Raw genomic sequence first — 21,287 nt, 5'->3', positions numbered from 1 at the left:
TACGCATATTGGCCAGGAGATACGCAATATTCATATCGGCTGAATTCATCAATGGCTGAAGGGTCTTCCCTCAATATAGGAGAAATCCGGATGAGTACACATTTAGGAACTCATATTGATGCTCCCTATCATTTTGATGAGAATGGAAAAAAACTCATCGAACTCGATCTTGATTTATATATTGGCACTGCTTCCGTAGTAAAGGTGGATGCAGCTGAAAGCATTGGCATTAAAGCTTTTGAAGGCATCGAATTGACAGGGGTCCGGCGGTTGTTGGTGGCAACAGGTCAATGGAAGGACCTTAGCCGTTTTCCGGAATGGATTCCGCCGGTTGAACCAGATTTAGCTCCCTACCTTGCAAATAAAGGGGTTAGGCTCCTTGGGCTTGATCTACCTTCAGTCGACTGTCTCGACAGCAAAGAATTGCCTGCCCACAATAAACTGTCAGGCTGTGGAATTCATATCCTCGAAGGGCTGGTCCTTGATGGACTGTTAGCCTGGGCTGTACGATTTGGCTGCATTGCCGCTGGGATTGGAAGCAGGGGACGGGAGCCCGGTCAGGGCCGTGGTGAAAAAGAAAGGCTGAGGAGGGGAATAATAGGATGGGTAAAATTGGGGTTTACGGATCTTCCTTCGATCCGGTAACGAATGTGCATTTATGGACAGCATCCACCATTGCGCATCGTGCTAAGCTGGACAAGGTGATTTTTTTACCTTGCGCAAATGGCCGTATCGATAAACAGATGAAAACAAGCAATGAACACCGTTGGCAAATGCTCAAGCTGGCAATAGGGGGCAACCCGATATTCGAAGTCAGTGATTATGAAATTAATGAACGTGCCGGAACGAGTAAACAATATACTTGGTATACGATGGAATATTTTAAATCACGATTTCCAAAAGACGAAGTTTACTTCATAATGGGTGCAGATTTACTTGAAGATATTGATAATCAGGAGTTGCCGGTACACTTACGATGGAAATTCAGGGAAAAATTGATTGCCAATCATAAATTCATCGTCATGGCTCGGGATGGAATCGATATGCTGAAAATCATATCCAAAAGTCCATTGCTAAGGAATTATGATGATGGCAATACATTTCACCTTATTGATAAAGGCCTTTCCATGGAAATCAGTTCTACATATATAAGGGATGAATTCGCAATGGGAGGGGAACCACGATATTTACTGCCTGATCAGTGTTATCAGTATATCGTGGAAAACAAGCTTTATCAAAAATCATCAAATGTATAGGTATTAAAAAGGGCTCGATCTCCCTGGTGGATCGAGCCCTTCGTGTTTAGGGGATTTTTTCAACCTGCAAAACATGAATGAATTTAATTAAAGGGACATGCAATACCTAGTTGACAACTTGGTAAACTTTGTTTTATGGTAAGGATATACAAAAAACAAAATACTTGCTGATCAGAGAACTGAAGGCATACTATCTCCCATAAAATAAATGAAGGGAAATAGTATGCCTTTTTTGCTGTAAAAAAAGGGGGAAGCTCATGAAAAAGTTGATGTTATTGACAAGTTTGATTTTAGCCTTCGGTGTACTTGCTGGATGCAACTCGGAAAAAACGAAAGGGGACGGAACATCGAAGTCAGTAGAGCTTTTGAACGTGTCATATGATCCGACAAGGGAATTGTACCAGGAATTCAATGAAGCGTTCGTGAAGCACTGGAAAGAAGAATCAGGTCAGGATGTAACGATACAACAATCACATGGCGGATCTGGTAAACAGGGCAGGGCTGTCATTGACGGATTGGAGGCGGATGTCGTTACATTGGCGTTAGCATATGATATTGATGCCATTTATGAAGCTAGTAACCTATTAGCGAAGGATTGGCAAAAACGTTTACCACAGAACTCGACACCATATACATCAACGATTGTGTTTTTGGTGAAAAAGGATAACCCTAGAGGCATTAAAGATTGGGATGATCTTACTAAAAAGGATGTATCTGTCATTACACCGAACCCAAAGACAAGCGGAGGGGCAAGATGGAATTACCTGGCTGCCTGGGCTTATGCGGAGAAAAATTTCGATAATGACGAAACAAAAGTGAAGGATTTCATGAAAAAACTTTATCAGAATGTTGAAGTCCTGGATTCAGGGGCCCGCGGTGCAACGACCACTTTTGTGGAAAGGGGAATCGGTGACGTACTGATCGCTTGGGAGAATGAAGCCTATTTAACACTGGAAGAATTCGGTGATGACAAATATGAAATCGTCAACCCTTCAATCAGTATATTAGCAGAGCCACCGGTAGCTGTTATCGATGAAGTGGTCGAGAAAAAAGGAACAAAGGAGGTGGCCGAAGCCTACCTGAAATATCTGTATACGGATGCCGGTCAGGAAATTGCCGCGAAAAACTTCTATCGTCCAAGGGATGAGAAGGTCCTCGCTGAATATGGAGACCAATTTGCCAATATCGATATGGTGACTGTTGATGATACATTTGGCGGTTGGAAAAGTGCCCAGGAAACACATTTTAATGATGGTGGCACATTCGACGAGATTTACCAACAGCAATAAGCATGAAGGAGAAGGTGTGGCTTTAGCATCTTCTCCTTCATAAATCAGAAAAAGGGTTGAGGCGAAGCGATGAATATAGTGACTGAAGGTAAACAAACGAAAAAGAGGACCATACCCGGTTTTGGATTGACGATGGGTTTTACGCTGCTGTATCTCACCATCATCGTTTTGATCCCGTTATCGATGGTTTTTCTAAACACATTTTCAATGGGGTTCCAGGATTTCTGGGCGACCATAACTGAACCGAGGGTTCTCGCTTCTTATAAATTGAGTTTCTTGACAGCGTTAACTGCGGCCATTGTTAACGCAGTTTTTGGTGTATTGATTGCCTGGGTGCTTACTCGTTATGAGTTTCCCGGCAAAAGGATCATCGATGGACTGGTTGATTTGCCTTTTGCCCTCCCGACTGCCGTTGCAGGGATTACGTTGACCACCTTGTATTCACCGAACGGATGGATCGGGCAATTCTTCAGCTTTAAAGTCGCTTTCACACCCGCAGGGATCATCATCGCCCTTATATTTATCGGTCTGCCATTCGTGGTGCGGATGGTTCAACCGGTGCTTGAAAATATCGAAAAAGGGATGGAAGAAGCGTCTGCCTCTTTAGGGGCGAATCGAATGCAGACATTCATTAAAATCATCTTCCCGGAATTGATCCCAGCGATATTGACGGGTTTTGCCCTTTCTTTTGCGAGGGCCCTTGGAGAATATGGATCCGTTGTCTTCATTGCCGGAAATATGCCATTTAAAACCGAAATTTCCCCGCTGATCATCATGACAAAGCTTGAACAGTATGATTATGAAGGTGCAACTGCTGTTGCAGCCGTCATGCTCATTATTACATTTATAATTTTGTTCACCATCAATATCTTACAATGGTGGACCGGCAAAAGATATTCAGGGAAGTAGGGGGGATATGATGGAACATGATAATTCAGTGGTTGCAAAAGCGAATCACCCAGTCATTATCACGAGAAACGCAACTAAAGAGCCTAAATCCATACAGTGGATCCTCATTTCCATTGTATTGCTATTTCTTACTTTGTTTTTAGTGGTACCATTAATCGCAATCTTTGTAAAAGCCTTTGAAAAAGGTGCCGAAGCGTATTTTGCGGCCATCGCCCATCCTGATGCCGTGGCTGCGATTAAGTTAACATTGATCGTTGTCCTCATCACCTTGCCGCTCAATGCCATATTTGGAGTGGTTGCCGCTTGGACCATAACAAAATATGATTTCAAGGGAAAAAACTTCTTAATTACATTGATAGATTTGCCTTTTTCCGTATCACCGGTCATTGCCGGGTTGATTTTTGTCCTTCTGTTCGGCTTACATGGAACACTTGGTCCACTGCTGCAATCACTTGACATTAAAGTGATCTTTTCAATACCAGGGATTGTCATTGCCTCCATTTTCATTACCTTCCCATTCATTGCACGCGAATTGATCCCGCTCATGCAAAGTCAGGGGACGTCTGAAGAAGAGGCCTCACTCACGCTGGGTGCGGGAGGGTTCAAGACATTTTGGTATGTGACGCTTCCCAATATAAAATGGGGACTTCTATATGGAATCATCCTTTGCAATGCCAGAATAATTGGGGAGTTTGGAGCTGTATCGGTCGTATCGGGACATATACGGGGCATGACCAATACGATGCCGCTTCACATTGAAATCTTATACAATGAATATCAATTTTCGGCCGCTTTTGCGGTTGCATCCCTGATGTCCATCTTTGCAATCATAACGTTGATCATTAAAAGCTTCATAGAGTGGAAAACGGACTTTAAATCAACCAAAGCGAGATAGGAGGAATGAAATGAGTATCATCATAGAAAATGTTACAAAATATTACGGGTCCTATCAAGCACTCCGGAACATCGATCTGGAAATAAAGAGCGGTGAACTCGTAGCCCTGCTTGGCCCTTCCGGATCGGGGAAAACGTCATTACTGCGTATCATCGCAGGCCTTGAGCAGGCTGAGAAAGGAAAAATCCTTTTTAATGAAGAGAATTATACGCACAAGCATGTAAAAGATCGAAATGTGGGTTTCGTCTTTCAGCATTATGCCCTTTTTCGTAATATGACGATTTTTGATAATATCGCCTATGGATTAAAGGTTCGCCCAAGAAAAACAAGGCCCAGTAAAGAAGTTATCGAACAAAAGGTTACCGAATTGCTTCAACTCGTCAAGTTGGAAGGATATAAAGAACGTTATCCATCGCAATTATCAGGCGGCCAGCGCCAACGTGTCGCATTGGCAAGGGCACTTGCCGTTGAACCGAATATCCTCTTGCTTGATGAACCATTCGGGGCATTGGATGCCAAGGTGCGCAAAGAACTTCGTCGTTGGCTAAGAAGACTTCATGATGAATTCAATGTTACAAGTGTGTTCGTGACTCATGATCAAGAAGAGGCGATGGATGTTGCTGATCGGGTCGTAATCATGAATGAAGGGAAAATTGAACAGATTGGAACCCCGGAAGAAGTATATGATCACCCTGAAAATCCCTTTGTTTATGATTTTCTAGGCAGTGTCAATCTATTCAAGGGCAACGTGCATAAAGGGAAATTGGTTACTGGCAATGTAGAAATGAATGCCCCAGGCAGTGAAGATGGAGCGGGCACTGGTTATGTAAGGGCCCATAACTTTATCATAGAAAGAGAACCAGCGGAAAAGGATTCGATCGCATCCATAGTTGACCACATCCATACAATTGGCCCCATCGTCCGGATAGAAGTCATTCGTCAGGATACAAACGAACCGCTGGAAATCGAACTGACGAAGGAACAATATTTGAATCTGGAAATAAGCAAAGGGGAAAAGGTATTCGTCCGACCGAAAGAATTGAAAGTTTTTGTCGACTTTATGGCTGGAATTTAAGGGTGGGTCGGATCTTGACGAAAAAACCGCTGAAAGCGGTTTTTTTTATGGGATTGTTAGTGGCCCTTCCTGTAGGAAGGGTAAATGGGCTGAAATCTGTTCCAAAAGGGCTACCGTACATTCATAGGTGGTGAGTTTTTGCCTGCCGATAGTCCATGGTCCCTTGGTGGTAAACACTAGATAGAAAGTCTTGCATCAAAATGCGAAGGTGATTATGTAAGATATTGGATGTTTTATCACGTAAAAAGTCGAATCTTTATGTTTAATGTTAAAATTGAAATATAATTGTAATATTATTATTACGTATTTGACAAAATCTGATGATATACTACGACTTAGATGAAAACATAGTAGAGTTTAAGCAATGTATTTAATATTATCTCAACCTTAGAAGATTACATAAATAGTAAAAAAATAGAGAAGAGTTCCCAGCAATTTATTTTGACTAATCATTTTTCATAGAGAAAAAGAAGTGGGTCGATGGAAATGCAAGGGGAGGAAAGCAGGGGAAATGAGTTTGAAGAAAAAACTTATCGTATTGAACACGACAATTATGCTTGGATTAGGAAGCGCTTTTGCCATACCGTCTGTAAAAGCTGAATCTATCACGGATATTCAATCGCAACGTACAGGAATACAATCAGATATTTCAGAGGCAGAACAAGTTATTCAGCAATTGAAAAAAGAACAATCGAAAATGAATGCCCAAATTGCCCAGATCGAATCGGCAATGAAAGAAAATGACGAAAAAATCAAAGATACTAAACTAGAAATTAAAGACACCGAAAAAGACATAGAATCTTTAAAGAAAGAAATTAAAGCGTTGGAAGAAAGAATCGCAAAACGCGAGGAAGTCTTGAAAGAGCGCGCACTTTCTTTCCAAGAGAGCGGCGGGGACGTTGAGTACCTAGAAGTTGTTTTAGGCTCTAAAAGCTTTGGTGAATTCGTTAATCGTGTTGGAGCGGTAGCCACTATCGTGGAAGCTGACCAACAGATTCTTAGCGAGCAGGAAGCGGATAAAGCTGACCTAGAGAAAAAACAAGCGACCGTTGAGAAGAAATTGCAAAGCCTTAAAGATATGGAAGTAGAGCTTAAAGGCATGCAATCGCAAATTGAAGATCAAAAAGCTGAAACTGTCAATATGAAGGCTAAGATCGAAAAGAAAGAATCGGAAACAGAAGCGCTTAAACAATCTTTAGAGAATAAAGATGCTGGTCTAGAAGCACAAATAGCTTCCATTCGTGAAAATATCAAAAAAGAGGAAGAACGTAAAGCATCGGAAAAAGCAGATCTTGACCGTGCTGCTGAAGAAGTGAATTCTTCTAATGCTTCCAGTGAAGAATCATCAAGTTCTTCTAGCGAAGAATCATCAAGTTCTTCCAAAGAAGAGGCTTCAGCAAAAAGTCCTTCTAAAGCTGAATCATCTTCAAATTCATCTAAAAACAGTTCTGCTGCTAAACCTGCAGCAAGTAAAACCGAAACATCAAGTAAGCCAAGCAGTGCAAATACAGGCTCTGCCATTACAGCAGGTTATAAATATATCGGTAACTCCACATATAAATTTGGAGGCGGAAGAACGGCATCCGATATCGCTAACGGTCTTTTCGATTGTTCAGGATTCGTTGCATGGGCTTATAAACAAGCTGGTGTGAACCTTCCAGCCAGTACGGATGCATTGAAAGGTGCAGGACGTCAAGTATCCAGCAGTCAAAAACAACCTGGAGATTTAGTGTTCTTCAATACCTATAAAACGGATGGGCATGTCGGTATTTATGTCGGCGGCGGCAAATTTATCGGTTCCCAAAGTTCAACAGGTGTTGCAATTGCCAATATGGATAGCGGATATTGGGCAAGTAAGTTCAACGGCCGTGTCGTTCGTGTAAACTAATAGTACAAAAATAAGCAGGGGAGAAAATCCCCTGCTTATTTTTTTGAAAAAAATCGAAAAAAATGAAACTTATTTTGAATTTCAACGTAAATACTATAAGATAAAACAAGGATAGGTGATGTGGACTTTCAATTAATCTGGGAAAAGATATAATGAAACAACATTCCATACTATTAAACGGAGGCAAAAAAACATGATGAAAAAATTTATGGCTGCATTACTTACAATTACACTAGCATTCTCGCCAGTCGGCACTTATGTATTCCAGGATCATGCGGAGTCAGTCGATGCTAGGGGTTACAAGTCCGGAAAAAGAAGCTTTAACAGCAACAACAATAATAATTCGAATTTCCAAAATAAAGAAACGAAAAAATCCGATGCCACTACTGCCAATAAAGCCAAGAGTGGAAACACATTCGCAAAAGGCGGATTAATGAAAGGACTTATGCTAGGAGGATTGGCAGGTTTACTTTTTGGTAGCCTATTTGCCAATATGGGAATGCTTGGTTCTATACTTGGTCTATTAATCAACGTGTTGGCGGTTGTAGTATTAATCGTTGTAATCCGTAAGATATTCACATACTTCAAAGATAAGAAGAAGAAAGAAGATCCAAACCCATGGAGAGGCTAAAGATTTCCGAACAAGATATCATCAATGCGGTTTGTGTTTACATTGCCCGTAAAAAGCAGGTACAACCTAATGAGGTGGAAGTGGAATTAATGTATGATGATGATTATGGCTTTTCGGCGGAAGCGTTTGTCGATGGCCGGAAACAAGTGTTAATCACCATCAACTTGATAGAAGCGCTTCGTTTATGGCTGGATGAATATATGAATAAAGATCCATACTCAGGTATTGAACTTGTTTTGGATGATGATGAAGGTATAGTGGCTTTGGTAAGTGAAAGTAATAGATAAGTAAAAAAGTTACAAGTCGTCCGGGAGAAGGAAAAGGATAAAAGGAAAATAGAAAATAGCAAAGCAAATTAAGCAAAATTCTCGATTACACATACTATTTCAAACTTAGAAAGAGTAAGGATGAAATATATTTTCCATTTGTTGCAAAAAATGGTCTGTGGAAGTAGGATGGATATATGTTCAAGTCAAAGGAGGAGAAAAAGTGAAAGGGTATATAGAAGATATCACTTTTTTAAATGAAAAGGCCATAAAGTTCGGCAATGAAAAAGTGGAAGCGATACTTGTGCCATCTTTAGGAAGCAATCTGCTTTCATTGAAATACAAGCATAAGGATATTGATTTGCTGCGAACTCCGGATAGTGTGGAGGAGTATAAAAAAGCTTCCATTTTATACGGAATGCCAATCCTGTTTCCTCCTAATCGAATTGAAGATGGTCAATTTACATATAAGGGGACTTCGTATAAGTTTCCAATCAATGAAAAGGAAAAATCCAATCATATTCATGGGTTTTTGCATGACATGCCGTGGGAAGTCCGCAAAAAGGAAGTGAACGGGAAAGAAATCGTCATTAATACTGAATTTTCAAGCAGTGAATTTGATCTAAAAGAGAGTTTTCCACAAGATATCACTGTGAATATGTCTTTATCTTTAAGGGCTGAAACATTGGAAATAAAATTGGAAATCACCAACAAGGGCATTGAACCCTTTCCGTGGGGAGCAGGTTATCATACTGTATTCAATTTTCCATTTGGACCAGGGGGGAAATTGGAGGAGTGCAGAATATCTCTTCCCGTCAATAAACATTGGCAGTTGAATGCAAGGTCGTTGCCCACTGGTGTAATTCATGAAACGTCCAATACATTGGAAATCCAAAACGGTATGAGCTTGGACGGCCGGCAATTTGATGACTTATTTGGCTATGATAAGGAAAGAAATCCGGAAAACGAGTGCATTCTCACTGATCAAGAGGCTGGCATACAAGTCATCTATCAAGGCGATCAACATTTTAAGTTTTGGGTATTGTTCAATCAGGAGGGGTTCGTTTGTCCTGAACCATATACTTGGGTAACGAATGCTCCTAATTTGGATTTGCCTGCAAAATTGACTGGATTGAGGGAGTTATGCTCAGGGGAAACGGTACAGCTGAAAACCACGTTGATTGTGAAAGATATATAAAAAACACCTAGGCATTTAAAAATGCCTAGGTGTTCAAGGTTATGCTTTTTTTCTCATCCAGAGTGGGTATAGGATGATTCCGAATACATATAAGGCAATGCCAAGTATGAATGTATTCATATCGGCTGTACCTGTCTTGATGACCCAGATCGAGTAGATTAACGCCAAGATTGTAATAATGCCATCACGTACCCTTGAGCCTTTCATGATGTCATAGGTTTCCCCGGTCATGACCAGTTTCAATTGATACAGAACGGATGCAAGATACGGGATCAAGTAAGCAAGTGTAGCGACGATCATCGAAAATTTATAAGCCTCCAAAATCGTACCTGAAATAGTGGAGAATAAAAATATCTGTGTCATGATATTTGTTATTGTCATAGAACGAACCGGTGTGCCATTTTTGTTTGCTTTCGCAAAATAGGCCGGGAACAAATCCGATTTCGCTGCCTGGTAAGGAACTTCCGATGCAACGACAATCCATCCGATCGTCGATCCCAATAAGGAAATGACGGCAAGAGCAGCCATTATATACGTGCCGCTTGAACCAACTACTGCTTGTAGTGCGTCAACAAGCGGTTTTTGTGATATTTTCAACTCGTCTTGTGATATGGCACCCATCGTCAATAAAGTAATGCCGATATAAATGGCAACAGCGATAAGTAAACCAAGAATCGTCGCTTTCTTTACGTCATTTTGTGACTTGGCACGGTTAGAAAGCATGACGGCAGCTTCGATACCGATGAAGGCCCATAATGTTGAAATGGCAGCAGCGTTCACTTGATCGCCTAAAGAGATTGCAGTTCCCGCCTTATCATAAAATTCAGCTCCGTTTCCTAGATTGGAAGTATCAAAGATGAATATCGTGATAATGATGAAAAATAAGAATCCAAGCACTTTTGTAACTGTAGCAAAAAGATTCATTTTCCCAGCACTGTTAAAACTTCTTACCAAGATTGCCTGAACCCCCCAAAGGGCAGCGGAACATACCGCAAACGTTAATGCTTTACCTAGTTCAAGTTGAAACGACCCCGCTGTATAAATCACTTTTGCACTATGCATCACCGGGAAAAACGTTGATAGGTAACCAGCAAATGAAATGATGACAGAAGCTGTCGCAGCCCAATTCGCAGCCCAATAGCCCCAAGCCATGCTATACCCTGAAAGCCTTCCTTTAGCAGGAGATTTAAATAATGATTGAGCATAACTTTGCGGTCCAGCCTTCAAATCCGGTTTACGGACTGCCAGGTTACCAAACACCAAAGCTATTAGAAAAACTCCCAGTCCAGTTACGATCCATGCCAATGTGGCCCCTAACGGACTGGATACCTGTGCTAATTGAGCAGGGAGCATGAAAATTCCGCCGCCGACCATATTTCCAATTACGAAAGTGGTCAAAATCAATAAACCCCATTTTTTATTTACCATTTATATCGAACCTTTCTTAAATACAAAGTGTGTGTTAATACCGACAACTTATACTAAAATAGTATATCTCAAACAGTTTAGTTTGGTAAAGTGGTAAATAAGTAAAATGTAAAAGGCGGACTAATCAGAAAATTTAAACACAGGATTGACAATAGGGGGAAAATGGATTATATTAGTAAATACCAAGTTAGTTGGTAAGAATAATATGGTTTGTTGCTTGAATCGTATTTTTCTATAACATTTGCCATTTCCGAATATTGCCGATTAGTCAACTAAAGGCACCCTTACATCTAATCTGATTAGATGGCGGGTGCCTTTTATTTTTTATAGGGAAGGGAGGGAATATGGAGTTCCTATTAACTGGTTATTCTTATACGGAAAGTTAGATGAGGATATGATAGGTAAACCAAGTTCCCAAGAAAACATTGAAAGTGGGAAGCGCCTGCGCTTTTCATGCGATCACTTTAAACATTAGGCGTTAAACGAAGCTTTATTACCAGTAGTGAAGGGGAGAGATATTATGGAAAAGATAGAAGAATTGAAAATCAGGCATATCATTTCAAGCTTGGAAGATCTGCAATATGGATCGGTTTTAATAACCGTACATGATGGTAAAATCACACAGGTGGATACCACCGAGAAGAAACGATTCCCATTAGTAAAGGGCCGTGCCGTTAAAGCTAGATGAATGACAGGTATTAAGGGAGCCTTCAATATGAAGGCTCTTTTTTTATATGAAAATTTATTCAATTTGGAATTTCTAATAAGATTGTACTGCTTTTAACATGGTAGAATAAGTTAGGGTATAAGGGAGTTTTTTATAGGGTTTTAAATGATATCTAAGGGAGGAGCAGGAAATAGATGACCTTACAAACTATAGAACATGATATCTTGGCATTAGTTGAAACATTTAATGGGAGAATCGCATATAAAATTGAAAATGGTCTTGGGGACACGATTGGATATCACGAGAATGAATCCTTTCAATCAGCGAGCTTGATCAAAATACCAATGATCATCGAAGGTTATCGTCAAAGTGAACAAAAGAAAATCTATTTGAACCAACCAGTGACCATCCCGCCAAGTGAAGTGACTGGGGGATCCGGGGTCCTGCATGTCTTATCGAATAAGGTATTTTTGACCGTAGAGGATTTATTGACATTGATGATAACCGTTTCCGACAATACATCCACGAATATGATGATGAACCTGCTCGGCTTTGAGGAAATCAATCAATGCATCAAGGAACTTGGTTTGAAAAATACTGTCCTTGAACGAAAAATGCAGGATTTTAAGGCATTAAAAGAAGGGCGCGACAATACCATATCGGCGGAAGATACGATTACCTGCTTAAAAGCCATACATACAGGCAACTTTTTAACGAAAGAAAGCCAGGAAAGAATCTTGCGTGTATTTGACAATCAGCAATTAAGGGACAAACTTCCATCACTGATGGGCAGAGGGGTCAAAGTCGCAAGCAAAACGGGCGGAATTCGGGGAGTGGCCCATGATTGTGCAATCATTCGGTCAGAAACACAAACTGTTTATGCTGCCGTCCTTACTGAAGATATGAAATCAGAGGAAGAAAGCCGTCAAGTAATCAGTAAAATTGGGAAAATGATATATGATGATATGGTCGCAGAATAAACTGTCGATTGAGAAGAGAGGGAAGTCTTTCATGATTTCCCTCTCTTCAATCTTAGTTATATAGGAGTTAATGGTAATGAAAGTCATATATGATAAGAAACTGAAGCGGGGAAAAATTTTGAAAAGGACGATGAAACTTTATTGTGTAGTAAGCTTCATTGCGGTACTGGGGTATTTTGGAATTTTGCACATGAAAATTCAGGAAAGCATTCACCAGCAAATTCCGGAAAATGCCGATTACCTCATTATTCTTGGAGCGAGGGTAAAAGGTTCGGTTCCATCATTATCCTTACAATACCGGATTGATAAAGCTGCAGAATATTTATCGGCGAATAAACACACAGTGGTCATTGTATCTGGCGGAAAAGGACCGGGTGAAGATATATCAGAAGCAAAAGCAATGCAACAGGGCCTAATCACCCAAGGAATTGAAGAAGCACGCATCATGATGGAAGACAAATCTACAACAACTCAAGAAAATATTGTTTTCTCAAAAGAACTGATTCCTGATACAGCAGCCTCAGGGTTGATCGTTAGCAATGACTTTCATATCTACCGGGCAGTCGAAATAGCAAAAAAAGAAGGCTTGGACATGAAGGGATTGCCGGCAAAGACACCAAAAGTGTCACTGTTGAAATCATATACCCGTGAATATCTGGCGATTACCAAATACTATTTGACCGGGTTGATTGGGAGGTAACTACGAAATCTCCTAAAAGGTGGATGCTTTCATTATTCGACTTCCACGACAACATTAGGAACTTGCCAAAAATCTTTCTCCTGATATAGCTCCTTAAGTGTCATATAAACGGGATAGCCGGTATAGGAAATCTCTACTCGATCATCAGCATCCACTTCTTCGACATCTACATCATCAACAAAACCAAGTTGATCATCGATTTCCATTAAATAATACCCGAGTGCCTCATACCCGCTATAGGCTACAATGACCTTACTGTCAAAACCGCTATTAGAAACTTTGTAATATTTCATTGAGTGTCCTCCTTGTTGATAATTCTTTAAGTAATCGTACTGTTTCTTATTACTCTGATATACCCATTAATTACTATCTGAATCATTAAATTGAATAAATAAAGAAAATGAGAAGGCAAAAAGAATGTGGACCATCTTTAAATTATCACTGGATAATTTGCTATCTGCGTCATTTCATGTTAATCTAATAAAGAATTGTTTTTGGTTGTGGAAGAGGATACTCGTTATTTTCCAAATGATTAAAAATAGTAATACAATGTGTGTTATGCACTAGGAGGCAACAACAATGGAACAAGGTACAGTTAAATGGTTTAATGCAGAAAAAGGTTTTGGATTTATCGAACGCGAAAACGGAGACGATGTATTCGTACATTTCTCAGCTATCCAAAGCGAAGGCTTCAAATCTTTAGACGAAGGTCAAAAAGTAACTTTCGAAGTTGAGCAAGGTGCACGTGGAGCTCAAGCTGCTAACGTTCAAAAAGCTTAATTTTAAAATTAAATCGTAACCTATATGAACAGACTTCCTCGGGAGTCTGTTTTTTATTGTGCTAAAAAATGAAAGCAAAAAAAAATCCCACTCTGAACTGAGTAGGTTTTTAGTGACTTGTCATTAAGCTTTTTTAAATTCTTCTTCAAAGAAAAAAGTAGTTGGATGTTCTTTAACAGTATAAGAATATCTCTTCATGTTTTTTACATATGCCCATTTATTAATGGTTACTGATTCATTAGTATCCTGAATGGTTACTGTTTCACCAGTATTATACTTATTGCTTTTCAATTTAGCCACCCTCTTTACTAATAGTATAACATATTTGGCGATGAAAGATGTGTTCAACATATTCCAATAACATATTACGTATAAAAAACAGACTATGCATATGGCACTGAGCCCAATAATATTGAATGATATAAAGAGGAAGTTAGTGGGTGATGTTTTAGAGCGATTGCAGAAGGAGAAGGGCGGATTGCGTTTTTTTGCTTGAACAAGGAATGGCTGTCACTGTTTGGGATTAAGTGGAGTCAGGCATGCTATAGCGAATGAACTTACTCGAAGCAAGGAGGCGATATTACTACGGGCTTGTCTCCCTTTTTGGGCATAAAAAACAGCCACATGTTCCCAGGTACTGCAGAAATCACGTGGCTGAAGGTTTTCAAGTGATGGAAGGGGCTTAAAGCCGGTTAATTAAAACGCCCAGTCCCCATTACGGAAGACAGGTTCTGAAGTGCCGTCCTGTTTGATGCCGTCGATGTGGGCTGGAAACGTTGATATATAAGGGTTTTGTGATTATTTAATAAAAGGATAAAAATGGATAACAACTAGAGGAAACGCTTTTTTGTGACCACATGTGACCATTTCTGTGACCACTGCGTGACCAGGAAAATTACAGTATAATCATCCTAAGCAGTTAATATAGTTCCCTTAAAATAAGCCTTCCTTAATTATCAAGGAAGGCTTATTTTTGATATCTTCCTGCAAATGTGACCATTGGCTTTTGCTCTTCGATCACTTTATTAGCAGATGCAAGTTGTTTACCTTGACGGTCAATTGTTTTCTGGGCAACCATTAATGCTTTAGCCATGACTAGGTAGCATCATCATCATCTACGTTAGAAATCTTTTTGTTCACGCTACTTGGATCGTAACCAATCCAACCTGCATTAGATTCATGATCAATATAGCCTTGATAATAGACCTGTAGTGAGCGGTCATTGTAGCTGCTCTTTTTTTGTTGAAAAGGAGGTAGGTTCTTGTTTTTTGACACATTATAGTACCTATACTATGGGAACAGGATACAGTATCCTATCCCATAAGTTGATACAATTGGAATACTTTTTACCACGATGATCATATTCTAAATTGGAGTGAAAGCTCTTGGTGCAAAGCACCTAATGAAATTTTTCTTTTATTAGTTAGTAAAGATTCATTAACTTCTATCTGTGTCGGTTGCTTTATCAAGCATGGCTATTGAACCAGATAAAAGAAGTTCTAGGTGCAGAGTGTGGAATTTGCTATAGTAGAAAGTGTACAAGTTTATGTATTAGCAAACAAAGATATAGATGCAATTCAAACGGAGGAAACAACATGGAGAAACTTACACTACAACAACTGGAATCTCATTTGTGGGAATCAGCAAACATACTAAGAGGAAGTATTGATTCTTCTGATTATAAGAACTATATATTTGGCTTACTGTTCCTAAAACGCCTAAATGATGTATTTGTGGAAACAGCAAAACGTATTGAAGAGGAAGAAGGGGATGATTACGGTTGGACCGACCGTGATGAGCATCAGTTCTTCGTTCCAGAAGGTGCAAGATGGGAAGATATCCGTTCCAAAACACAAGACATTGGTGATGCTATCAACAAGGCATTTGAAAAGCTAGAAGAAGAAAACGCATCGTTACAAGGGGTACTAGCAACAATCGACTTTAATGATAAGGAGAAGCTGCCTGACAATCTTCTATTACAATTGCTGCAGCACTTTTCCAAAATCGATTTAAGTAATGCAAGCCTATCCGAGCCTGATATGCTTGGTCGTGCGTATGAATATTTAATTAAGCAATTTGCAGATGATGCAGGGAAAAAGGGTGGAGAGTTCTATACACCAAGTAAGGTAGTAGAACTTATCGTGAAACTTATTAAACCAGAAGAAGGAATGCGTGTATGTGACCCTACAGCTGGTTCTGGTGGTATGCTTATTCAATCCGTAGACTACATTAAAGAACAAGGTGGAAACCCTCGTAACCTTGTTCTACATGGGCAAGAAAGAAACCTAAACACATGGGCGATTTGTAAGATGAACCTTTTACTTCATGGACTAAGTGACCATCGTATTGAAAAGGGAGATACAATTCGTGAACCTAAGTTACTAGAGGAAGGCGAACTAATCTTATATGACCGTGTTATCGCTAATCCACCATTCAGCTTAAAGAATTGGGGACGTGAAGAAGCAGAAAGTGATGAATATGGTCGTTTCCGTTTTGGTTTACCACCAAAAACGGCAGGAGATTATGGATTTGTCCAACATATGATTTCTACATTAAACCATGAAGGGAAGGCAGGAGTCGTTATGCCTCATGGTGTTTTATTCCGTGGTGCGGCAGAAGGAACTATACGTAAGGGCATTATTGAAGAGGACTTAATTGAAGCGGTTATAGGATTACCTTCACACTTGTTCTATGGTACAGGTATCCCTGCATGTATTATTATTCTCAACCGTAATAAGTCAGAAGAACGTAAAAACAAAATTTTCTTCTTGGATGGCTCACAGGATTATCAAGAGGGCAAAAATCAAAATACAATGCGTGACCAAGATATTGAAAGGATTGTAATAGCCTACAATAAATATGAAAAAGTAGAGAAGTACTGCCGTTCTGTAAGCATAGAAGTAATTCGTGAAAATGACTATAACTTAAACATTGCTCGTTACATTGACACAACGGAAAAAGAAGAAGAAATTGATGTAGCCACTGCATTAGTTGAACTTCAAAACTTGGAGAAAGAACGTGACGAAATTGAAACGGTTATTTATGGGTATCTGAAGGAGTTAGGATATTATGGGTAAAGATAGAGAGAAATGGAATACGTACCAGTTTTCTGAAGTGTGCAATGTAAATCCGAACTATAAATTTGAACGTAATAAAGAATATAGTTATGTTGAAATGGCGGCAGTTAGCCAAAGTTCACCCAAATTAAAATATATCCAAAAGAAGGAACATACTGGTCAAGGTGGTTCAAAGTTTAGAAACGGAGATGTCCTTTTTGCACGTATCACACCTTGTACTCAAAACGGAAAAACAGCACACGTTACGGACCTTGAGACTGAATATGGTTTTGGCTCTACCGAACTTATTGTCCTATCACCTAAAGAAGAGATGTTATTAGATAAATACTTATATTACTTTGTTAAGGATAACAAAGTTAGGAATAGAGCAATAGCAAGGATGGTAGGTACAACAGGTAGACAGAGAGTTCCTAATGAGTTTTTTAAGGAAGAACTAGAAATAGACCTTCCTTCAATTCAAGAACAACAAAAAATTGCATCTATTCTCTCCTCTGTAGACGAAGCAATTGAAAAAACAGAAGTAATTATTGAGCAAACAGAAGAAGTGAAAAAAGGATTAATGCAGCAACTTCTTACAAAAGGAATTGGTCATAAGAAGTTTAAAAAAACGGAGGTTGGTGAAATTCCTCTAGATTGGGAAGTTGTTAAAATTATTGACATTGCTGAGAATGAAAAAAATGCTGTTAAACCTGGTCCATTTGGTTCGTCATTGAAAAAAGAATTCTATGTTAAATCAGGTTATAAAGTGTATGGGCAAGAACAAGTTATAGCGAACGACTTTAAAATCGGAGAGTATTATATTGATGATAAAAAGTACGAGGAGTTAAATGCGTTTAAAGTTAAGCCATTTGATTTACTCATTAGTTTAGTGGGGACATTTGGTAAAATCGCAGTTGTGCCTGAAAGGAAGTTTAAACCAGGAATTATTAACCCCCGATTACTCAAAATTACATTTGATAAATCTAAAGCCAATGTCCACTATTACAAATACTATATGTCGTCTTCTTCCTTCTATCAACAACTAGAAGGAATGAGCCAAGGTGGTACTATGGGAGTTATCAACGGAAAAATATTAAAGAGCATACATTTTCCATTACCATCTTTAGATGAACAACAAAGAATAGTTAATATACTGACTAATATTGACCAAAAACTTGATATTGAAACACGCAAATGTGGACAATTGCAAATTTTGAAAAAAGGTCTTATGCAATCTCTTCTTACAGGAAAAGTCCGTGTAAAAGTTGATGAGGCAGAGGTGACACAAGTATGACCCCCTCTGCCAGATGGAACGAGAAACAACTTGTTGAAAACCGTATGATTTCACAGTTAAAGAAATTGGACTATGAATATCTTCATGGTCCTTCCCTTGATACAGAAAGAGAATCTAGAGGTGAAATGGTATTAAAAGAACGCCTATGTAAAGCCATCCTCAAACTAAATCCTTGGCTTTCTGATGCAAACCTAGCAAAGGTCATACGCTCTATCACCCATATTGAGTCGACCAGCTTAATGGAAGCAAATCAAAAGTTCCATGAAATGATAGTCAACATGATTTCTGTTCAACAAGATCTTGGCAAAGGGAAGAAGAACCAAACAGTTAGACTCGTCGATTTTGAAAGACCCGAAAATAACGAATTTCTTGTAGTTGAACAAGTTACCATCAGCAACGCACAAGGTAATATCCGCCCTGACCTTATTATCTTCATAAATGGATTACCCCTTGTCATTGTTGAGTGTAAAAGCCCAATGCTACCACCAGATGAACAAGTTGGGGAAGGCGTACGGCAGCTTACCCGTTATCAAAACTCTCATGAGCAGTTATTTCATTATAATCAGTTTCTGGTTGTTACGAGTAACGACCGTGCCAAAGCAGGAACAATTGGGTCAAAATTACAGCATTATGGGGAATGGAAAGACCCATATCCAAAAATAGTAGCGGAACTAGGACATTCCCCAACACCACAAGACATTTTAACAGCAGGAATGCTAACAAAGGAGAATCTACTGGATTTAATTCGTAACTTCATTGTTTATGAACCAGTAGAAGGTCGTACAATTAAAAAGCTTGCTCGCTATCAGCAGTTCCGTGCAGTAAACAAAGCGATTAACCGCATGTTACATGCAGAAGATAAAACACAGCGTGGTGGTGTTGTATGGCATACACAAGGAAGCGGAAAGTCCTTAACAATGGTGTATCTTGCGGTAAAGTTGCGACGCATAAAGGAACTGAAAAATCCTACTATCGTTGTAGTGACAGACCGTAAAGATTTGGATGACCAAATTACAAACACATTTCGTCGTTGTGGTTTCCCTAATCCGCAACAAGCAGAATCAGTTGCTCAATTAAGAAAGTTGCTTCAGCAAGGTGAAGGGTCTACCATCATGACATTGGTTCAAAAATTCCAAGAGGATTCTGAGACTAAGGAGTTCAAGAATCTATCAACTGCTGAAAATATCTTTGTTATGATTGATGAATCTCATCGTTCCCAATATGGGGGACTGGCGACCACAATGAAAAGTGCCATGCCAAACGCTTGTTATTTAGCCTTTACAGGTACGCCGATTGATAAAGAAGATAAGAGTACTGAGCGTGCGTTTGGACCATACATAGACAAATACACCATTGAACAAGCGGTTGAGGATGGAGCAACAGTACCCATTTTCTATGAAGCAAGAATGGTTGACCTTCATGTACAGGGAGATTCGTTAGACGAACTTTTTGAACGACAATTCCGTGAGTATAAGGAGGAAGACCGAGAACGTATAAAAAAGAAGTTTGTAACTGAAGAAGCAATTATCTCATCTCGAAAGCGGATTAAACGTATTGTGTTGGATATGATTGAACATTATGAAACTCATATCCAGCCTAATGGCTTTAAAGCACAGGTTGTAGCTATTAGTCGGGAAGCGGCAGTAATATATAAAGAGATGTTGGATGAACTTAGCAATTATGAATCCAAGGTTATTATGTCAGCGGGGCATAATGACAAGGAGCATCTTCAAAAGCATCACATTTCAAAAGATGAAGAAAAAGAAATCATTGCTAGATTTAAGAAGCCAATGTCAGAAGACTCACTTTGTTTCATTATTGTATGTGACAAACTTCTAACAGGGTTTGATGCTCCAATAGAACAGGTAATGTATTTAGATAAACCTATTAAAGAACATAATCTTCTACAAGCTATTGCTCGTACAAACCGTACATATGACAAAAAGACATATGGGTTGATTGTCGATTACTATGGAGTTTCGAGATTCCTAGAGCAAGCACTTCATATATTCAATGAAGAAGACGTTCAAGGGGCATTACTAAACATTGATACCGAAATACCAAGACTACAGTCTCGAAACCGTTCTGCAATGCGTTTTTTCGATTATATCAATAAAGATAACCTAGAAGCATGTTTACAAGCACTTGAACCTGAGGATGTACGGAATGAGTTCGATACAGCTTTTAAACGTTTCTCAGAAAGCATGGATATGGTAATGCCAAGTCCTAAGGCTCATGACTTTGTAGGGGATTTAAGATTTTTAGGAAAAATACGTCAAGCGGCAAAGTCTCGTTACCGTGTTATTGATGGAATGGATATAAGTGATTGCGGAGAAAAGGTAAAACAGCTTATAGAAGAACATCTTGCAGCAGTGGGTATTGATGTTGTTCATGAGCCAATTGATATTCTTTCAAATCGATTCGATAAGCAAATTGGGGAAACAAAGACACCAGAAGGTAAAGCGGCTGAAATGGAACATGCTATCCGTCATGAGATTCGAGTTAAACTGGAAGAAAATCCAGTGTACTATACATCTTTAAAAGAGCGACTTGAAGAACTCCTTCAGCGGCGTAAAGATCGCCAAATAGATATTGATGAGTTGTTAGAAGAATATCGCAACATGGTGAATGATATGCGGAATACTGCACATAAGGGTAAAGAACAAGGCTTTACTCGTGAGCAATATCCTTTTTATCAGATGTTGGAAAAGGGAATGCCTCCTTACGAGGATATAGAGGATTTAAAAGCACTAACACATCTTATTACAGACATCATTCAACAGGAAACGGTTGTGGAATGGGTAAACAAAGAAGATGTAAAACGGGAAATGCGTAAGAAAATAAAGAAGCAACTGCGTGTAAGCCCTTGTCCAAAAGATAGGTTAGAGAGTCTAACTCAGCAATTGATTGATTTAGCTGCTGTGCATTACAGGAAATGACTTAGGTTGTGCAGAAGCATGTTCATTATGAAGTAG

At 39.4% G+C, this 21,287-nt stretch carries 21 protein-coding genes; 17 read left to right on the top strand and 4 right to left on the bottom strand.

Annotated features, from left to right (window positions below):
- Nucleotides 1-90 precede the first annotated feature (90 nt).
- The 10 genes from J7I90_RS05705 to J7I90_RS05660 all read left to right on the top strand — a co-directional run bounded on the left by J7I90_RS05705 (nt 91) and on the right by J7I90_RS05660 (nt 9,407).
- A complete protein-coding gene (locus J7I90_RS05705; protein WP_311380987.1) occupies nt 91-645 on the top strand; it encodes a cyclase family protein in 555 nt (184 codons plus the stop codon).
- A complete protein-coding gene (gene nadD, locus J7I90_RS05700) occupies nt 603-1,256 on the top strand; it encodes a nicotinate (nicotinamide) nucleotide adenylyltransferase (RefSeq protein ID WP_214769018.1) in 654 nt (217 codons plus the stop codon). The genes J7I90_RS05705 and nadD overlap by 43 nt, the downstream gene beginning before the upstream one ends.
- 257 nt (nt 1,257-1,513) lie before the next feature.
- Nucleotides 1,514-2,545, top strand: coding sequence for a sulfate ABC transporter substrate-binding protein (locus tag J7I90_RS05695; RefSeq protein WP_214769016.1), 1,032 nt, complete (start codon nt 1,514-1,516; stop codon nt 2,543-2,545).
- A gap of 69 nt (nt 2,546-2,614) precedes the next feature.
- The gene (gene cysT, locus J7I90_RS05690; protein ID WP_214769014.1) at nt 2,615-3,454 is read left to right on the top strand and encodes a sulfate ABC transporter permease subunit CysT; all 840 of its coding nucleotides are present in this window, start codon (nt 2,615-2,617) and stop codon (nt 3,452-3,454) included.
- A gap of 10 nt (nt 3,455-3,464) precedes the next feature.
- On the top strand, nt 3,465-4,349 hold the full coding sequence (gene cysW / locus J7I90_RS05685) for a sulfate ABC transporter permease subunit CysW (protein WP_098184765.1): 885 nt from the start codon (nt 3,465-3,467) through the stop codon (nt 4,347-4,349).
- Nucleotides 4,350-4,359: 10 nt separating this feature from the next.
- Nucleotides 4,360-5,424, top strand: a complete 1,065-nt coding sequence (locus J7I90_RS05680; RefSeq protein ID WP_214769012.1) for a sulfate/molybdate ABC transporter ATP-binding protein — start codon at nt 4,360-4,362, stop codon at nt 5,422-5,424.
- A 511-nt stretch (nt 5,425-5,935) separates the two neighbouring features.
- On the top strand, nt 5,936-7,312 hold the full coding sequence (locus tag J7I90_RS05675; RefSeq protein WP_311315177.1) for a C40 family peptidase: 1,377 nt from the start codon (nt 5,936-5,938) through the stop codon (nt 7,310-7,312).
- Nucleotides 7,313-7,508: 196 nt separating this feature from the next.
- Nucleotides 7,509-7,943 (top strand): hypothetical protein, encoded by a 435-nt coding sequence (locus tag J7I90_RS05670; RefSeq protein ID WP_214770118.1) that lies wholly within the window; start codon nt 7,509-7,511, stop codon nt 7,941-7,943.
- Complete coding sequence (locus tag J7I90_RS05665; RefSeq protein WP_034314323.1) at nt 7,931-8,230, top strand: YxcD family protein; 300 nt, start codon at nt 7,931-7,933, stop codon at nt 8,228-8,230. The genes J7I90_RS05670 and J7I90_RS05665 overlap by 13 nt, the downstream gene beginning before the upstream one ends.
- Nucleotides 8,231-8,432: 202 nt before the next feature.
- Nucleotides 8,433-9,407 carry an aldose 1-epimerase gene (locus J7I90_RS05660; RefSeq protein ID WP_214768995.1) on the top strand — a complete coding sequence of 325 codons (975 nt, stop codon included), beginning with the start codon at nt 8,433-8,435 and terminating at the stop codon, nt 9,405-9,407.
- A gap of 39 nt (nt 9,408-9,446) precedes the next feature.
- Here J7I90_RS05660 and J7I90_RS05655 read toward each other — a convergent pair whose 3' ends face one another.
- Complete coding sequence (locus tag J7I90_RS05655) at nt 9,447-10,835, bottom strand: amino acid permease (protein ID WP_214768992.1); 1,389 nt, start codon at nt 10,833-10,835, stop codon at nt 9,447-9,449.
- 520 nt (nt 10,836-11,355) lie between these two features.
- Between J7I90_RS05655 and J7I90_RS05650 the strand changes: the two genes are divergently transcribed.
- The 3 genes from J7I90_RS05650 to J7I90_RS05640 all read left to right on the top strand — a co-directional run bounded on the left by J7I90_RS05650 (nt 11,356) and on the right by J7I90_RS05640 (nt 13,182).
- Nucleotides 11,356-11,523, top strand: coding sequence for a YezD family protein (locus tag J7I90_RS05650; protein WP_214768989.1), 168 nt, complete (start codon nt 11,356-11,358; stop codon nt 11,521-11,523).
- A gap of 173 nt (nt 11,524-11,696) precedes the next feature.
- Nucleotides 11,697-12,482: a serine hydrolase gene (locus tag J7I90_RS05645; RefSeq protein WP_214768988.1), complete on the top strand. Its 786-nt coding sequence runs from the start codon at nt 11,697-11,699 to the stop codon at nt 12,480-12,482.
- 100 nt (nt 12,483-12,582) lie between these two features.
- On the top strand, nt 12,583-13,182 hold the full coding sequence (locus J7I90_RS05640) for a YdcF family protein (RefSeq protein WP_396020059.1): 600 nt from the start codon (nt 12,583-12,585) through the stop codon (nt 13,180-13,182).
- Between the two features lie 32 nt (nt 13,183-13,214).
- On the opposite strand, the gene J7I90_RS05635 is transcribed toward J7I90_RS05640, so the two are convergent.
- Nucleotides 13,215-13,475 carry a hypothetical protein gene (locus J7I90_RS05635; RefSeq protein WP_214768985.1) on the bottom strand — a complete coding sequence of 87 codons (261 nt, stop codon included), beginning with the start codon at nt 13,473-13,475 and terminating at the stop codon, nt 13,215-13,217.
- Nucleotides 13,476-13,761: 286 nt separating this feature from the next.
- Between J7I90_RS05635 and cspC the strand changes: the two genes are divergently transcribed.
- On the top strand, nt 13,762-13,962 hold the full coding sequence (gene cspC, locus J7I90_RS05630; protein ID WP_034314312.1) for a cold shock protein CspC: 201 nt from the start codon (nt 13,762-13,764) through the stop codon (nt 13,960-13,962).
- Nucleotides 13,963-14,085: 123 nt separating this feature from the next.
- Here cspC and J7I90_RS05625 read toward each other — a convergent pair whose 3' ends face one another.
- Both J7I90_RS05625 and J7I90_RS27685 read right to left on the bottom strand, forming a co-directional pair.
- Complete coding sequence (locus tag J7I90_RS05625; protein ID WP_164468809.1) at nt 14,086-14,253, bottom strand: hypothetical protein; 168 nt, start codon at nt 14,251-14,253, stop codon at nt 14,086-14,088.
- Nucleotides 14,254-14,929: 676 nt separating this feature from the next.
- A complete protein-coding gene (locus J7I90_RS27685) occupies nt 14,930-15,055 on the bottom strand; it encodes a hypothetical protein (protein ID WP_285289409.1) in 126 nt (41 codons plus the stop codon).
- Nucleotides 15,056-15,557: 502 nt separating this feature from the next.
- On the opposite strand from J7I90_RS27685, the gene J7I90_RS05620 reads away from it, so the two are divergent.
- The 3 genes from J7I90_RS05620 to J7I90_RS05610 are packed head-to-tail and all read left to right on the top strand — an operon-like array spanning nt 15,558 to nt 21,251.
- On the top strand, nt 15,558-17,039 hold the full coding sequence (locus J7I90_RS05620) for a type I restriction-modification system subunit M (RefSeq protein WP_214768982.1): 1,482 nt from the start codon (nt 15,558-15,560) through the stop codon (nt 17,037-17,039).
- Entirely contained in the window at nt 17,032-18,312 is a 1,281-nt protein-coding gene (locus tag J7I90_RS05615; RefSeq protein WP_214768978.1) for a restriction endonuclease subunit S, read from the top strand. The genes J7I90_RS05620 and J7I90_RS05615 overlap by 8 nt, the downstream gene beginning before the upstream one ends.
- The gene (locus tag J7I90_RS05610; RefSeq protein ID WP_214768962.1) at nt 18,309-21,251 is read left to right on the top strand and encodes a type I restriction endonuclease subunit R; all 2,943 of its coding nucleotides are present in this window, start codon (nt 18,309-18,311) and stop codon (nt 21,249-21,251) included. Before J7I90_RS05615 ends, J7I90_RS05610 begins: the two co-directional genes overlap by 4 nt.
- Nucleotides 21,252-21,287 lie beyond the last annotated feature (36 nt).

Origin of the sequence: Bacillus sp. ISL-57 (assembly GCF_018613135.1) — a bacterium.
Classification (GTDB): Bacteria; Bacillota; Bacilli; order Bacillales; family DSM-1321; genus Peribacillus; species Peribacillus frigoritolerans.
This window is presented reverse-complemented; position numbering and strand designations above follow the sequence as displayed.

What these genes read in the sequence shown, in the direction of transcription:
- J7I90_RS05665 (WP_034314323.1), top strand. Translation starts at nt 7,931, where the DNA reads ATGGAGAGGCTAAAGATTTCCGAACAAGATATCATCAATGCGGTTTGT.
- J7I90_RS05695 (WP_214769016.1), top strand. Translation starts at nt 1,514, where the DNA reads ATGAAAAAGTTGATGTTATTGACAAGTTTGATTTTAGCCTTCGGTGTA.
- J7I90_RS05620 (WP_214768982.1), top strand. Translation starts at nt 15,558, where the DNA reads ATGGAGAAACTTACACTACAACAACTGGAATCTCATTTGTGGGAATCA.
- J7I90_RS05635 (WP_214768985.1), bottom strand. Translation starts at nt 13,475, where the DNA reads ATGAAATATTACAAAGTTTCTAATAGCGGTTTTGACAGTAAGGTCATT.
- cspC (WP_034314312.1), top strand. Translation starts at nt 13,762, where the DNA reads ATGGAACAAGGTACAGTTAAATGGTTTAATGCAGAAAAAGGTTTTGGA.
- J7I90_RS05670 (WP_214770118.1), top strand. Translation starts at nt 7,509, where the DNA reads ATGAAAAAATTTATGGCTGCATTACTTACAATTACACTAGCATTCTCG.
- J7I90_RS05680 (WP_214769012.1), top strand. Translation starts at nt 4,360, where the DNA reads ATGAGTATCATCATAGAAAATGTTACAAAATATTACGGGTCCTATCAA.
- J7I90_RS05645 (WP_214768988.1), top strand. Translation starts at nt 11,697, where the DNA reads ATGACCTTACAAACTATAGAACATGATATCTTGGCATTAGTTGAAACA.
- J7I90_RS05675 (WP_311315177.1), top strand. Translation starts at nt 5,936, where the DNA reads ATGAGTTTGAAGAAAAAACTTATCGTATTGAACACGACAATTATGCTT.
- J7I90_RS27685 (WP_285289409.1), bottom strand. Translation starts at nt 15,055, where the DNA reads ATGGCTAAAGCATTAATGGTTGCCCAGAAAACAATTGACCGTCAAGGT.
- cysT (WP_214769014.1), top strand. Translation starts at nt 2,615, where the DNA reads ATGAATATAGTGACTGAAGGTAAACAAACGAAAAAGAGGACCATACCC.
- cysW (WP_098184765.1), top strand. Translation starts at nt 3,465, where the DNA reads ATGGAACATGATAATTCAGTGGTTGCAAAAGCGAATCACCCAGTCATT.
- J7I90_RS05615 (WP_214768978.1), top strand. Translation starts at nt 17,032, where the DNA reads ATGGGTAAAGATAGAGAGAAATGGAATACGTACCAGTTTTCTGAAGTG.
- J7I90_RS05705 (WP_311380987.1), top strand. Translation starts at nt 91, where the DNA reads ATGAGTACACATTTAGGAACTCATATTGATGCTCCCTATCATTTTGAT.
- J7I90_RS05655 (WP_214768992.1), bottom strand. Translation starts at nt 10,835, where the DNA reads ATGGTAAATAAAAAATGGGGTTTATTGATTTTGACCACTTTCGTAATT.
- J7I90_RS05610 (WP_214768962.1), top strand. Translation starts at nt 18,309, where the DNA reads ATGACCCCCTCTGCCAGATGGAACGAGAAACAACTTGTTGAAAACCGT.
- J7I90_RS05650 (WP_214768989.1), top strand. Translation starts at nt 11,356, where the DNA reads ATGGAAAAGATAGAAGAATTGAAAATCAGGCATATCATTTCAAGCTTG.
- nadD (WP_214769018.1), top strand. Translation starts at nt 603, where the DNA reads ATGGGTAAAATTGGGGTTTACGGATCTTCCTTCGATCCGGTAACGAAT.